The 13,296-nt window shown below is 62.1% G+C and carries 9 protein-coding genes; 1 reads left to right on the top strand and 8 read right to left on the bottom strand.

Annotation, left to right across the window (positions count from 1 at the left end; genetic code table 11):
- The first annotated feature begins 121 nt into the window (after positions 1–121).
- Positions 122–970, top strand: a complete 849-nt coding sequence (locus JNN07_26435) for a helix-turn-helix transcriptional regulator (GenBank protein ID MBL9171299.1) — start codon at positions 122–124, stop codon at positions 968–970.
- 290 nt (positions 971–1,260) lie between these two features.
- Here JNN07_26435 and rmuC read toward each other — a convergent pair whose 3' ends face one another.
- The 8 genes from rmuC to JNN07_26395 form a co-directional block, all read right to left on the bottom strand.
- Entirely contained in the window at positions 1,261–2,784 is a 1,524-nt protein-coding gene (gene rmuC / locus JNN07_26430; protein ID MBL9171298.1) for a DNA recombination protein RmuC, read from the bottom strand.
- A 31-nt stretch (positions 2,785–2,815) separates the two neighbouring features.
- Entirely contained in the window at positions 2,816–3,202 is a 387-nt protein-coding gene (locus tag JNN07_26425; GenBank protein ID MBL9171297.1) for a reactive intermediate/imine deaminase, read from the bottom strand.
- 17 nt (positions 3,203–3,219) lie between these two features.
- Positions 3,220–3,420: a Fe-S cluster assembly protein IscX gene (iscX, locus tag JNN07_26420; GenBank protein ID MBL9171296.1), complete on the bottom strand. Its 201-nt coding sequence runs from the start codon at positions 3,418–3,420 to the stop codon at positions 3,220–3,222.
- Positions 3,421–3,475: 55 nt separating this feature from the next.
- A complete protein-coding gene (locus JNN07_26415) occupies positions 3,476–7,048 on the bottom strand; it encodes a protein kinase (protein ID MBL9171295.1) in 3,573 nt (1,190 codons plus the stop codon).
- Positions 7,049–7,117: 69 nt separating this feature from the next.
- On the bottom strand, positions 7,118–7,873 hold the full coding sequence (locus tag JNN07_26410) for a sigma-70 family RNA polymerase sigma factor (protein MBL9171294.1): 756 nt from the start codon (positions 7,871–7,873) through the stop codon (positions 7,118–7,120).
- Positions 7,874–8,345: 472 nt separating this feature from the next.
- Entirely contained in the window at positions 8,346–8,801 is a 456-nt protein-coding gene (locus JNN07_26405) for a VOC family protein (GenBank protein ID MBL9171293.1), read from the bottom strand.
- Positions 8,798–10,246, bottom strand: a complete 1,449-nt coding sequence (locus JNN07_26400; protein ID MBL9171292.1) for a DUF1501 domain-containing protein — start codon at positions 10,244–10,246, stop codon at positions 8,798–8,800. The genes JNN07_26405 and JNN07_26400 overlap by 4 nt, the downstream gene beginning before the upstream one ends.
- Positions 10,236–13,160 carry a DUF1553 domain-containing protein gene (locus JNN07_26395; protein ID MBL9171291.1) on the bottom strand — a complete coding sequence of 975 codons (2,925 nt, stop codon included), beginning with the start codon at positions 13,158–13,160 and terminating at the stop codon, positions 10,236–10,238. The genes JNN07_26400 and JNN07_26395 overlap by 11 nt, the downstream gene beginning before the upstream one ends.
- Positions 13,161–13,296 lie beyond the last annotated feature (136 nt).

Below are 13,296 nucleotides of genomic sequence, written 5' to 3'. Positions count from 1 at the left end.
AGATCCCAGGACCGTACCCCTGACTGGGGCGGTGTCGCCTGTCGATTCCCCTCTGGATGAACCGGCGCTGTGGAGGTCTCAAGGTGCAGAATGGAGGCAACTGTTCGGTAGTTTTCATCGGATGGGAGTCAGCTTTGAGTGGCATGACTTTGTGCTGAGCGAGCGTATCGACTGGGCACGGAGTTTTCACCCGGGTTCGTTGGAGATCTGCCTGAACCTGAGCGGGAAGGGATGGGTCGCGGACCGCCAGCGACGCATTGAGTTTGAAGAGCAGACGGTGGGGTATTACTTTTCGGGGGACGGGAAGTTAGAGGCAGCACGTGAGCCGGGGGAGGTTCATCGATTCATCACCATCGAGTTCTCGTCCCGGTTTTTGTCCGAGCAGCTGGGAGGGCAAGTGGGAGGGCTGGCAGGGCTGGTGGTGGACGTCGTGAAATCGCAGCGGACAGACTCGGCCGTCGGCCCTTCCCGTCGAATGACGAGCGGACAACTGGAGATAGTCCGGAGTCTTCAACGCCCCCCGGTGTACGCTGCCGCCCAGGAGGTTTGGTATCGAGGCAAGGCGCTGGAGTTGGCCGCGGCATTTTTATATGAGCCGCCGCCGGAGGCTGAGCTGTTCTGTCATCGCCAGCAACACGTCGCATCGGAACGTGTTGGTCGGGTGGTGGAACTGCTGCGTGCCGGGATGGCTGAACCCCTGTCCTTAGAACGGATCGCCAAAGCCGTGGGCTGCAGTCAGTTCTATCTGAGCCGTACGTTCTCGCGGGAAACGGGAATGACCATTCCCCAGTATCTTCGGAAGCTCCGTATGGAGAAAGCGGCCGAGTTGCTCAAGAGCGGGAAGTACAACGTTACTGAGGCCGCTTTGGAGGTGGGGTACAACAGCCTGAGCCACTTCAGTCACACCTTTCATCAGACCTTCGGGTGCTGCCCCGGTTTGTTCCCAGCTGTGAAGCCGCCGGCTCGGTAGTTGGGGGGGGCGAAACCCTGAAAGCCGTGCCACCCGTCGGCCAATGGACTGACGAACTGATTAGGTTAGTTAAGTCGGGTGACGCAAATCGCAGACGCCGGTGGCATCACTGCGTGATGCTCCGTAATTTTAACAGTTCCGGGGGTGCGAGCACCCCCGGCTTATGTCTGTGAACCCGGTGGGTTCTAGCCACTGCTGTAGAGTTGTGAAGTGATCCGTGAAGGAAGTGGCGTAACGGGAGGGATGAGCCCGGTGTGCGGTGGAGGGGGACAGGTCGCCCGACACAGAACTCAGGTCCTCAAAGTGGTCTGGGAGGACTCTTCTTTGATGCCCGTGGTTGGAGGCAGTCGCAGTGGGGTTTCGAGCGGGGGAATGATCTCCGCTTCTTTTCCCTCAATGGCGCCACCGAGCTGTTTGAGTCGCTCCGCGCTCGGGCGGACCTGGCGTTCGTAGCTGCCGACGGCCTGATTGTAGGCGTTGGTGGCTTTTTCGAGTCCGTCGCGGACCCGCTCAAAGTGCTCGATAAACTTGCAGACCCTTCCGTAGAGCTCCTGGGCGGCGGTGGCGATGTCGCGAGCGTTCTGGGTCTGAGCATGATGCTGCCAGCTCACGCTGACGGAGCGGAGGATGGCCAGGAGCGAGGAGGGAGTGGCCAGCAGGATCCGACGATTCTGAGCCCAAATCATCAGCTCTCGATCGCCTTCCAAGGCGGCACTGAAAAGCGATTCCGCCGGTAGAAACAGCACGACGAAATCCAACGAGTTCTCGAATTTGGCTGGGTAGTCCCTTTCGGCTAGGGCCTTGATGGTTTGCTTGAGGCGGTTGGCATGTTCGGCCAACGCTTCACTGCGGCTAACCTCGTCGGCGCTCTCCAATCCGTTGAGAAATTCGAGGTCGGGAACCTTGGCATCGACGATGATGACGCGCTCGCCCGGGAGGTGGATCAACAGGTCCGGCTTGCTGTCATCCGACTGGGCCTGCTCGGTGAAGTCGCAGTGCGTGCTCATCCCCGCTGCCTCGACGACCCGGCGAAGGGTTTCTTCACCCCATCGGCCTCGCGCCTGGTTGGAACTCAGCACACGTCGAAGTTGGGAGGTCTCGCTCGAGAGCGAATGGCTCTGCTGGGTGAGGCTTTCGAGTTGTTTCCGGATTTCGCCCAACAGATTGGATTGGGAGGACTCGGCCGTCTGTAATCGCTGCTGGTAGCTGTGCAGCTGTTCCTCCAACGGCTTTACCAGGGTGGCGATCGATTGCTGGCGCTGGGAGAGGTCCCCTTTGGAGGCCTCGGCGAACTTGGCAAACGTTTCGTTGGCGAGCCGCAAAAACTCGGGTTGGACCTGACGCAGGGCATCGCTGCTCAAGGCCTTAAATGCCTCGCGGAGATCGGCGAGCGCGCGGTTCTGCCCCTCGCGCAGGAGCCCTTGCTCCTGCTCATGCTGCACTTTCTGTTCGGCCAGTTGGTGGACGGCGGCCTGCGCCTCGGCGCGCGCGGTCGCCGCGGACTCGGAGGTTTTCCGAAGCTCATCGCGCAGGAGCTCCTGCGCTGAACGGCTTTGGACAAGCTCGACCTGGGCCGCCTCGAGTTGGAGCAGCGCGGATCGTTGGGTGGCTTCGAGGCTGGCGGCGGTGGTCTGGGACTGCGTGAGCTGATCGCGCGTCGCCGCCAAGCTTTGCTGGGCCTGAGTTGCCTGCTGCCGCAACTCTTCCTCCAGGCGATCGTCCCGCTGCGCCTTGGGCAGGGAACTGCTGCGGATGAACCATCCGATGGTCCCTCCTAGAACGACACCCACTAGCAGATAGACGAGCGACATCATGATCGAGGGACAACAGAATCTCCGGGTGCGCTCAGTAGTGGGCGATGACTTCGATCTCCACTTGGGCTCCTCGGGGAAGCGCCGCGACCTGAACGGTGGAGCGGGCGGGGAAGTCGGCCGTGAAGTAGCGGCTGTAAACCTCGTTCATCCCCGCAAAGTCGGTTAGGTTGGTCATGAAGACGGTGGTCTTGACGACGTTGGCAAAGCTCAGGTGTTGGTCGGCCAGTATCAGCCGGACGTTGTCCAAGACCCGTTCCGTCTGGCCCTTGATGTCCGGCGGGAAGGGGGCCTGTGGGTGTTGAGGATCGATCGGTATCTGGCCCGCGCAGAACAGCAGGTCTCCGACCCGCACGCCGTGGTTGTAAGGTCCCAGCGCTGGGGCAGCCTGGGCTGGCTTGATGATAGTCTTGGTTGGCATGGGATGCTGGAACGCGTTTACTTCTTCTCTTCGTACCAGGCCATTTGGATATTCTCCAGGACCTTTTCGTTTGATTTGTCCGGCGCATCCCCAAAGTCCTCCAGCTCGCAGACCATTTTATGCAGCTTCGGGAAGCTGAGCTTCAGGGGGTCTTGATCGGGATACTTGTCCATCAACGCCCAGGCAATCTCTTCGAAATCCTTCCAGGTTAGTTTCATGGCCAAGCGTTTAGAGGAAATCGGCCACTGACACCATCTGAAAATCTGCGGCCTGCTAGGGAAGCGGCTCGCGGGTCAACCCGTTGGTATCGCGCAGGCTCTCGCGCGTTAAGGATGACCACGCGTTGAGGGTTCGGGTGCGACGGTTTGCGAAGAACCAGCGCGCCCACTCTTCCCACAGCCGGTCAGGACTCTCGCGGAGAGGGGGCTGAGAGAGGCGTTCGCGCAGTCGGATAAGGCTGTCCATAGCCACCGGCAAGGGTCGCCGGTCCGCGTCGAACGCCTGGCCGGCCACAGCCTCCGCGAGGTCGGCCAGCCAGGAGGGAACGCGGTAAGGCAGCCGGGGCACCTCGATCAAACGTGCACTACGATCCGCGAAGAGGCAGAGCACGACCTGCTCGTCGGGGCTTAGCCTCGCGTCGTCTGGCTGACTGATGAATGGCTTTTTCCAGATGCCGCCACCGAGCGGTTCCGTCAAGGGAAGGCCGGTCCGGGTATCCCACACTCTCAGCGTTCCAGCCCAAGTCGTGGTGATGGCTCGAGTTCCGTCCCGAGTCAGGAAAGCCGACCAAACCTGGTCTTCATGACGCAGCGGCTCGGCCAACAGGCGTCCGGTTGGCACTTCCCAGAGTCGGGCGGTTCGATCGCTGGAGTACGTGATCAGCTTGGTTTCGTCCTGGCTGAACTGGGCTCCGAGCACGAAGTGATCGTGCGAAAGCACTGCCAGGGGCTGTTCAAAGGCATCGACCTTCCAAAGCCGCGCAGTATGGTCGTCCGAGGTGGTGATGACGTGTTTGCCGGAGGGGCTGAAGTCCGCCCAGCGCACCACCTTTCCATGCTGGAAGCGCCCAATCAGCTTGGGTGGCGACAAGGATCGGAGTTCAGCTCGACCGAATTCCAGCGCCACCAGCACCTCCTTCTGGCTCGGCGACAGCCGTGCTGAGCAGATGGAGCTGGCACGAGCAGTCTCGGAACCTGAAAACACCACTTCGGTTCCGACGTTGGTGTGGCGCAGGTCGCTCCAAGTGACTTTTCCGCTCCAGGAGGCGGCGAGCAGGTATTGGGAGTCCCGACTGAACTGGGCGCTGGTCATTCGCTTGCCGTGGGGAAGCGGGCCGACGAGGCGAAGGCCCGTCCGCACATCGATGACATGGGCTGAGTTGCCCTCACGAACTTCCATGCGTTGGACGAACTTGGCTCCTTCAATCGCTGCGACGCGGGATGAGTCGGGGCTGAAGTGGACGCTATGCAGGGGCTCGACATCGAGAGGTAACTCGTGGATCAGTCGGGCCTCCGCGGCATTCCAGAGGCGCAGCTGATTGTCGTTGGCTACCGTGGCCACGCTTCGGCCATCCGGACTGAAGCTCGCGTGCAGGATCGCGGAGGGATGGGGCAGGGGGACGGAAAGGCTACGTCCTTCATCGATATCCCACAGCCGAACAAAGCCATCTTCACAGACCGTGAGCAGTGACCGGGAGTCGGGAAGGATCTCCGCCCCCAGGACTCCGGCGGGGTGTGAAAGAGGTTCGGTGAGGGGCAGATTATTGGAGAGGTCCCACACCCGGGCGGTTCGATCGTCCGAGGTTGTGCACAGGAGCCGGCTATCTCGACTGAACTCCACACTGGAGATCGGGGCGGCGTGGCGGAAAGGGCCGGCGATGAATTTGAAGGTGTCTACGTCCAGGATACTGACGGTCTCATAGCCCTCCGCTTGCGCGGCGATCCGTTTCCCATCGGGGCTCCAGGCCACCTGGCTCAACTCGGATGGCAGCTGAGCCTCGCGCACGATCTCGGGCTCGGGCGTTCCCAAATCCCACAGCCTTATCGAGCCGTCCAGGTAGGAAATTGTGACGATCTTCCGGCCATCCGGACTGAACCGGGCGCGCGAAATGTTTTGGCTGTTGCGAAGCTCGCGGACCCCCTTTCCCGTCCGCCAACTCCAGAGCTTGACGGGGTCAACACCTCCGCAGGTCGCTATTTGACTACCGTCGGGGCTGAACTCGGCGAAGCGGCTTCCGCTGGTTTCCGAACGAAGGGTCTGAATCAGATCTCCGGTAGAAGACTTCCAGATGCGGGGCGATCCTTCCTCCCCTATGGTGAGGAGGAACTGATTGTCTGGACTATAGCGTGCGACGAGGATGCTCGACGAGTGGGGCAGCGGCTGGCGAACCGCGTGACCGTCCCGGGTGTTGAAGAATACCGCGTGTCCATCGGCGGTCGCCATCACGGCCTCGTCCCCGGATTGGTTGAGGTGCAGGGAGCGCACGCCTCCGCGTGACACTTGGGTCGAGTACAGCGGAAGCGCGAAGTTGCGATGGTTCAGCAGCGACACAATGCGGGAGCCGGCGACGTAGTTACTGGAGGATTGGCGGACCAGATGGGCAAACAGCGCGAGGGCGTGGCTGGGACGCCCAGCGCCAAGTTGTCGGTCGGCGTCCTCGACCAGCAGTCGGGCCGACACCGCCTCGGCCCGCCGCTGCTGTTGAATCGAGAAGTCCCGCTCCAGGCGAAGATTCTGGGCGGCTCTGGATCGCTCTGCCACGAAGCCAGCTGCGCCCACGACACACACGACGATCAGCGCTGCCAGCGCCGGGTTGCGCCTTGTCCATTTGAGGGTTCTTTCGATCCAAGTGGTGGGGCGCGCCGTGATGGGCTCGTGGTTCAGCCATCGTTGCAGATCGTGGGCCAGCTCTTGCGCGGTGCCATAGCGATGCTTGGGGTCTTTGGAGAGACATTTCAGGCAGATCGTGTCGAGATCTGCCGGGATCCGGGAATCCAGGATGGAGGGCCTCGGAGCGTCGGTCTCCAGCACGCGACGCACTGTCTCATAGGTGGTCGGCCCCGAAAACGGGGGGCTGCCCGTCAGGGCTTCGAAAAGGATGGCGCCGAGACCGTAGGTATCGGTCGCGGTAGTGGCCCTGGCAGTTCCGCCGGAGGCCTGTTCGGGAGCCATGTAGGATGGCGTTCCTAGAGTGGCGAGAGTGCTGGTGACGGTGCTGTCGTGCTCCATCAATCTCGCGAGGCCGAAGTCGGTCAAGTGAGGTTCGCCGTCTTGGTCGATCAATACATTGCCTGGCTTTAAATCGCGATGAAGGACTCCGCGCTGATGCGCGTAGTGAACGGCTCCGGCGATTTTGATGACCAGTTTGGCCGCGGCCTCCGGGGTGTACGTCCGCGCGGCCGCCGCCTGATCCAAGGACCGGCCTTCGACGAGGCGCATGGCCAGAAAGGCCTGGCCCTCGATTTCGCCGCTTTCGAAGACGGACACAATGTTGGGGTGTTCCAAGGAGGCTGCCGCCCGCGCCTCGATGCGAAACCGCTCCGCGAAGTCGGGTCCTGCCACCTCCCGGGAATGAATCAGCTTCAAAGCGACGAGCCGATCCAACTGAGCCTGGCGAGCCTTGTAGACGACACCCATTCCGCCCTGTCCGATGCGCTCAAGGAGCTCGAATTCACCGAGGATTTTAACCAGAGGCACCGGCTGATCCGGAGGCATGGACGGCGCAGGCTCATCAGGGTCGCTCGCCAGAACCGATTCCACCAGGCAGGCGGAGCACAGGCCTTCGGTGCTGGCTGCACCGAGGGTTGCACCGCAGATAGGGCACCGGCTGCTGGAATCGCGTGTCATACGCATCGGTCACTGGTTTCTAACGGAAACCGAGGCAAAGGTTTCGCCCTCGACGTGGAACATACCGGCTCAGCCTTCACGTAGGGCCCGAAGCAGATGCCTCATTTCGTCGTCCACCTCAGCCGCATCGTCGATGGTTTCGGCGATCTCGGCGCGAAACACATCGCGGAAGCGTAACCGCAACCGGTGCACCGCGGACTTGATGGCGGGCTCCGACATGCCCAGCCGGGCGGCTGCGTCGGCGAGGGGAAGGTCGCTTCGTTCGCCCAGGAGGAATACTTTCAGCACGTCGAATCGTTTGACCTGCCCGGCGACATCGAATTCGGCGCGCAGAACGCCGAACACCCGATCCAGTATTGTCCGGGCCCAGCGACGGTCAAAGAGCAGGTCGGGCGAGGCCTCCACAGCTGCTTCCAGTTCATAGCGATCTTCTGACTCCAGGCTATCCAACGAGATGGTTTTTTGGCCACGCCCCCGCTTGTGGGCGTTCTGTTTTTCCCACTCGTGACTGAGGTAGTGATTGGCCGAAGCGAGTAGGAAGGAGCGGAATCGGCCGCGAGAGGCATCCGCCCGCTCCAGTCGGTTCTTGCCCAGCAACTCTTCGAAGAAGCCTTGGGTGAGATCCTGGGCTTCTTCAGGACCGTGCCCCCGGCGTCGAATGTGAGCATACACCGGAAACCAATAGCTGCGGCACAAGAGCTCCAGGGCTTTGGCTGAGGCTTCCGATGGTTTGCCCCCAGCGGCCTTTACCAGGCTCCAATGGGTAGTTCGGAACGAGGCCTGGCCGCGCGGTTCGGCATTCGCACTGGATTCGGAGACAGGCATCGTTTGAAGAAGGTAGCACTCACGCAAGCTAGCGGAAAGCCGATTTGAGAGGCGGGCGTGCGCGGGGGTCCGATGGGAAGTGGGGGAGATTCAGTTTGAACTCAGCGGGTGATTCCGTGCGATGGTGCGGGCTTTCAGCCCTCAGCGTGTGTGGGGTGACGAAACCTGGGGTTGTCACCCCCGGCGGGGGGGGGACAGGGCCGGTGGCCCGCAGGCTCAAACCCCAGTGATTAATCCGGTAGGAATCTGGGATTAAGGTTCCGGGCTGAATTTGGTGTTAGGTCGGAAGCTCGTGGCGCTGAAGCACCAAGGGTGCGTGCTATCCCAGCCTGGGGTGACAACCCCAGGTAACGACCCCCTCCCATCAAGGGCTGAAAGCCCGGCATAAGGCCGCCGAGTCCGTCAGGACTTCACCACCTTTCTCACCCACCTTTAATCCCACCCCGTGTGCGGGGGTCCGATGGGAAGTGGGTTATTTGTAGGTCGCGCTCCGTCCCCATCGCTCCTGCATCTCGGCTGGAGTGAGGTTTTCAATGCGCTGCGAGAGCATCCATTCAAAACCGAAGGGATCCCGCAGGTTGGCGCAACGATACCCATAAAACTGATTGGCAGGGGCGCGAAGGATGGTACTTCCGCTGCGAACCGCCGCTTGCACCACCGCATCCACGTCGGCCACTCCCAGAGAGAGTTGGACCGAGGGGGGCGGAGTCCCCTCGAAGGATGGCTGGGGTTCGGAGCTTTGAGTCAGCATCAGCACGCTATCCCCGATTTGCAGTTCGGCGTGGGCGATGCGGCCGGACTTGGGATCGGTGAGTCGATACCGTTCCTTGGCGCCGTAGACAGCGACATAAAATCCAAGGGCCTCGGCGGCATTGACCACACGGAGCACCGGGCTGAGCGTGGGTAACGGGAGTGGTTCGGGCGTCATGTCAGAATTTTTCGGATGACCTGCCCGTGGACATCGGTCAAACGCATGTCGCGACCTCCGAAACGGTAGGTGAGGTGTTCGTGATTGAGGCCGAGTTGATGCAGGATTGTGGCGTGGATGTCGTGGATGTTGACGGGATTTTCGACGGCGCTCATGCCCATCTCGTCGGTGGTCCCGAACGTCATTCCCCCGCGTATTCCGCCTCCAGTCATCCAGATGGTATAGCCGCTCACATGGTGGTCTCTTCCATCCTTGCCGCTGCTATGAGGGGTGCGGCCCATCTCCCCGGCCCATACCACCAATGTTTGGTCGAGCAGCCCGCGGGCCTTGAGGTCGGCCACCAGCGCGCTGACCGGCTGATCTGTGATGCGGGCATTCTCTTCGTGTCTCAGCTTGAGTTCGCCATGTTGATCCCAAGGCGCGTTGTTGCTGTGGGTCAGCGGGCAAGTGACCTCCACGAATCGCACCCCCGATTCGATCAGCCGTCGGGCTCGAAGGCATTGAGTGGCGTAGAAGCGATCGAACTCATTCGAGCGGTCGACGCCGTAGAGCCGCTGGACGGACTGTGGTTCTCGGCTGATGTCACAGAGCTGCGGCACGCTGAGCTGCATCTCCGCGGCCGTCTCGTAGTTTTGAATGGCGGCCTCGAGAGACTCCTCGGTCTGCTTGGATTTGCCCGAAGCCCGGTTCTGCTCCTGTAAAAACTCGAGCTTCGCTCGCTGGATCGCGATGGGGTCGGCGGGCTGAATGTTGTCCACGGGCGTGCCGCGGGCGCGAACGAGCGTGGCCTGGTGGGTGGCGGGGAGGAAGGCGCTGGCGAAGTTCTGGAATCCGCCGTTAGGAATCCAGTCATTGTTCAGCAGCACATAGCCGGGAAGCTGTGCGTTCTCCGTCCCGAGCCCATAGGAAACCCAGGATCCCATGCTGGGCGCGGCCCCTATGGATCGGCCGGTATGAAGGAGGAGGGATTGAGCTCCGTGCAGCGGGGTCTCACCGACCACGGATCGCACCACACACAGATCGTCCGCGATCTGGGCCATGTGCGGGAAGAGGTCGCTGACCCACAACCCAGATTGGCCCCGCTGTCGGAACTCCCAGAGGGAGCCCAGCCATTTGCGTCCGGCGCTGGTGGCTTGCGACAAGGTATCGGCTCGCCACTTCGCCGGCTCGCCGTTGCGGCGGGTGAGCTCCGGCTTGGGATCAAAGGTGTCTATGTGCGACACGCCGCCGTCCATGAACAGAAAAATCACCTGCTTAGCCCGCGGGGCGAAGTGGGTCCTCGTGGTCTCTGCGGTTCCGGAGAGGGCGTGCTGGGTTGCCAGTCCTCCGAACGCCAGCGATCCGAAGCCCATGCTGGATCGGCGCAGGAAGTCCCGGCGGCTGAGTGCCGGGGTTTGCTTACCGGGACATCGGGGCGCGGAGGATCGCTGCGGTTCAATAGACATGAATAAACTCCGTTAAATTGAACAGGGCGTGGACGACATCCTGCCAGACCGGCTGGCTGGACGGCAGGTCGGAAGGGTTCACCCCGCGCAGCTCCGCCGAGCGCTCAGCCAGGCGGAGCAGGCGATCGGCCTCTTCTGGATGAGCTGGTCGGCCCAGCGCCTTGAAAAGGAGCGCCTGCACCTGCAGGCGGGTATCCGACTGGGCTTCCCGGGAAATCCGGGCGCCCCACTGCCTGGCCATGGTCTGGACGAAGGGGTCGTTGAGCAGCGCCAGCGCCTGGTCCGGGACCTGGGTGGTATCCCGTCGGCCCGCGGTGAGCTTGGGAATCGGCTGGTTGAAGAGCGCCAGGAACCTCGGCGGTTCCATCAGGGTCATTTTGGTGTAGAGGCTCCGGCGTCCCAATCCATCCAGGGGACCGCTGAACAGTCTCTTGGCGGGGTCTTGCGCGGTGCGGTAGGGATCGATGGGCGGCCCATACAGGCGCGGGTCCAAACTCCCGGCCACGGCGAGCAGGTTGTCGCGTATCGCCTCGGCCTCGAGGCGCAGCGCCGGCCGATGATGCCACAGCCGGTTTTCCGGGTCGACGACCAGCGCTCGCTCCGCGGGACGGGAGCTTTGTTGCCAGGTCGCCGAGGTGACCAAGAGGGTGATCAGTCGTTTGAGCGACCAGCCTTCTTGCATGAATCGAAGCGCCAAGGCATCGAGCAGCTCTGGATGCGAAGGCTTTTCCCCCAAATGACCGAAGTCGTCGGGTGTGCGGACCAAGCCCTCTCCAAAGAGATGGTGCCAGACTCGGTTGACGAAGACGCGCGCGGTGAGCGGGTTGCTGTCCTCGGTCATGCTGCGGGCCAGTTCCAGCCGGCCGCTGCTCTGTGCTGTGTTTTTTGGGGGGGAAGGCTGCGTCAAGAAGCGGATGTTGCCGCGCGGCACGGTTTCCCCGAGTTCGGTGTACGATCCTCGAACTCCAAGACGCTCGTCCCGCGCCTCCGCCCACTCCTCGGCCGATCCGATCGTCGTGTCGGTTTGGATCTTTTTTTCGACCCGACGGTAAAGCTCGACCTCGCGGTCCAGGCTTGCGTCCGCGGAGAGAGCTTGGGGGAGCCACTGTAGCTGCAACGCTTCGTTGATCAACTGCACATCGTCCGCAGTGCAGGAGCCCTGGCTCCAGGCATGGACGGCGGTCAGGATCAGATCGGCGAAACGGTTCGTCCAGTCGGCCTTGGAGTCGAACAACGGGAGAAATCGCTGGAGATCGTTTTGTGGACCGTGACCGGCGGCGTGCTGGTAGATCCGGGTGGCACCGAACCAGGATCGTTCATCAGTCGCATCGGATTCCTGGAAGCCGCCGTAGGCAGTGCGCGGCGGGAAGTAGTTGTTCAAGGACTTCGTAGCCAGTTCCAGGTAGGAGCGTCGTGGAACCTTGTCCATCCCGCCTTCCAAGGTGTCGAATTGACCGGCGGTCCAGGTTTTCCAGATCGGGTACGGCGCGTCTAGAAACTGCATCCGCTCCGAGTGAAACGCTTGATCAACGATCATGGCATGGGCCGCAAACGCGCCGGCGGCCAGCTCCATGGAGAACGTCTGTATCGAACCCGGTTCGAAAAGGGGGCTGCGGAGCGCTCCTGCCAGGCGGGGGCTCCAAACATGGGACCATCGTCCGGCGGGGAGCAGGTGACGGACGGCCTCATTCCCGTCTTCTCGGATGACCAACTCCCCGTGGTTCACCAGGCCGTGCTTCATGCCTAGACCTTCCCAGCGCCACCCGTTCTCACCGGCCTCCTGAGTGAAGTCGGCGAGCAGTCGAAGATTTTCCTGATTCGCTTTCTGCCGACGCCGGTGCTCGGTCAGGAAGGCTTCGCGGGTGGGAGCCTGGGTGGAGAAGCTCAACCAGGCATCGCGCAGTGTCTCTGGAAACCGTTGCGGCGGGGAGTTGGTCGAGTAGGTCCTGGCGAGCGCGCTCATTAAGCCGGGACGCGAACTCGACCACAGGCCGGCGAGGGCGATCCGGATTCGTTCTTTGATTTCCCGAAGCTGGGAGAGAGTTGCCAGATTAGGGTCCACCACGTCCAGGCAGCGCACGCTCCAGCGCGTGCTCATGAAGATGCCGGCGAGGGAGTAGAAGTCGCGCTGGCCGACGGCATCCAGCTTGTGATCGTGGCACTGGGCGCAGGCGACCGTGGTGCCGAGGAATCCCTTCCCAACGGTGTCGATCATGTTCGCGACGGCCTCCTGCGTGACGCCTTCGGCCGCGGCATTGTCGCCGTGCCGACGCTCACCGAGTCGGAGCGCCATGGGACCGATCAGCGCTTCGTTGAACTTTCCGCTCGCATCCAGCCGGGGCGCGATCAGGTCCCCGGCCAATTGTTCCAGCAGGAGTTGCTTGATCGGAACATCCGCATTGAAGGCCCGGGTGAGGTAGTCTCGGTAGCGCCAGGCATTTTTCGCCGGCGCGTCCCATTCGTAACCGTGGGTATCGGAATAGTGGACCACGTCCATCCAGTGGCGAGCCCAGTGTTCGCCAAAGTGGGGGCTGGCCATCAGGGATTGAATGAGGGTGTCCAGCGATCGAGGCGACTCATCGTGCAGGAAACCATCGAGCGTTGACGGGGCGGGAGGGAGGCCGGTGAGCGCAAAACTGAGCCGGCGGGCGAGGGTGGGGCGGTCGGCGGCGGCTGACGGCTTGATCCCCTGTTGCTCCAGTCGGGACAAGATGAACGCATCCACAAAGTTTCTGACCCAGGCGCGGTCCTGGACGGGCGGGACGGTGTGAGAGAGCAGGGGTTGGAGACTCCACCATTGCAAGCGCGCCTGGTATGCGCTTTCCCAGGCTGGGCCTGGTGTGTCTGCGCCTCGCAGAAACGAGACCAGAACGGTCGTTGTCAGCCAGGCGAGAATGACACCGCGCAGATTCATGCGTTGGGGGAAAGAGTGCCTGGGAGAATTACCAGGGTCGAGGTTAACTTGGGGTGTGATTAGAAGTGGGTGAGACGGAGTTTGAATTCAGCGGGTCATTCTCTGTGATGGTACGGGCTTTCAGCCCTCGGCGCGT

It is taken from the genome of Verrucomicrobiales bacterium (assembly GCA_016793885.1).
Lineage (GTDB): Bacteria > Verrucomicrobiota > Verrucomicrobiia > Limisphaerales > UBA11320 > UBA11320.
This window is presented reverse-complemented; position numbering and strand designations above follow the sequence as displayed.

What these genes read in the sequence shown, in the direction of transcription:
- JNN07_26435 (MBL9171299.1), top strand. Translation starts at nt 122, where the DNA reads ATGGGAGTCAGCTTTGAGTGGCATGACTTTGTGCTGAGCGAGCGTATC.
- rmuC (MBL9171298.1), bottom strand. Translation starts at nt 2,784, where the DNA reads ATGATGTCGCTCGTCTATCTGCTAGTGGGTGTCGTTCTAGGAGGGACC.
- JNN07_26425 (MBL9171297.1), bottom strand. Translation starts at nt 3,202, where the DNA reads ATGCCAACCAAGACTATCATCAAGCCAGCCCAGGCTGCCCCAGCGCTG.
- iscX (MBL9171296.1), bottom strand. Translation starts at nt 3,420, where the DNA reads ATGAAACTAACCTGGAAGGATTTCGAAGAGATTGCCTGGGCGTTGATG.
- JNN07_26415 (MBL9171295.1), bottom strand. Translation starts at nt 7,048, where the DNA reads ATGACACGCGATTCCAGCAGCCGGTGCCCTATCTGCGGTGCAACCCTC.
- JNN07_26410 (MBL9171294.1), bottom strand. Translation starts at nt 7,873, where the DNA reads ATGCCTGTCTCCGAATCCAGTGCGAATGCCGAACCGCGCGGCCAGGCC.
- JNN07_26405 (MBL9171293.1), bottom strand. Translation starts at nt 8,801, where the DNA reads ATGACGCCCGAACCACTCCCGTTACCCACGCTCAGCCCGGTGCTCCGT.
- JNN07_26400 (MBL9171292.1), bottom strand. Translation starts at nt 10,246, where the DNA reads ATGTCTATTGAACCGCAGCGATCCTCCGCGCCCCGATGTCCCGGTAAG.
- JNN07_26395 (MBL9171291.1), bottom strand. Translation starts at nt 13,160, where the DNA reads ATGAATCTGCGCGGTGTCATTCTCGCCTGGCTGACAACGACCGTTCTG.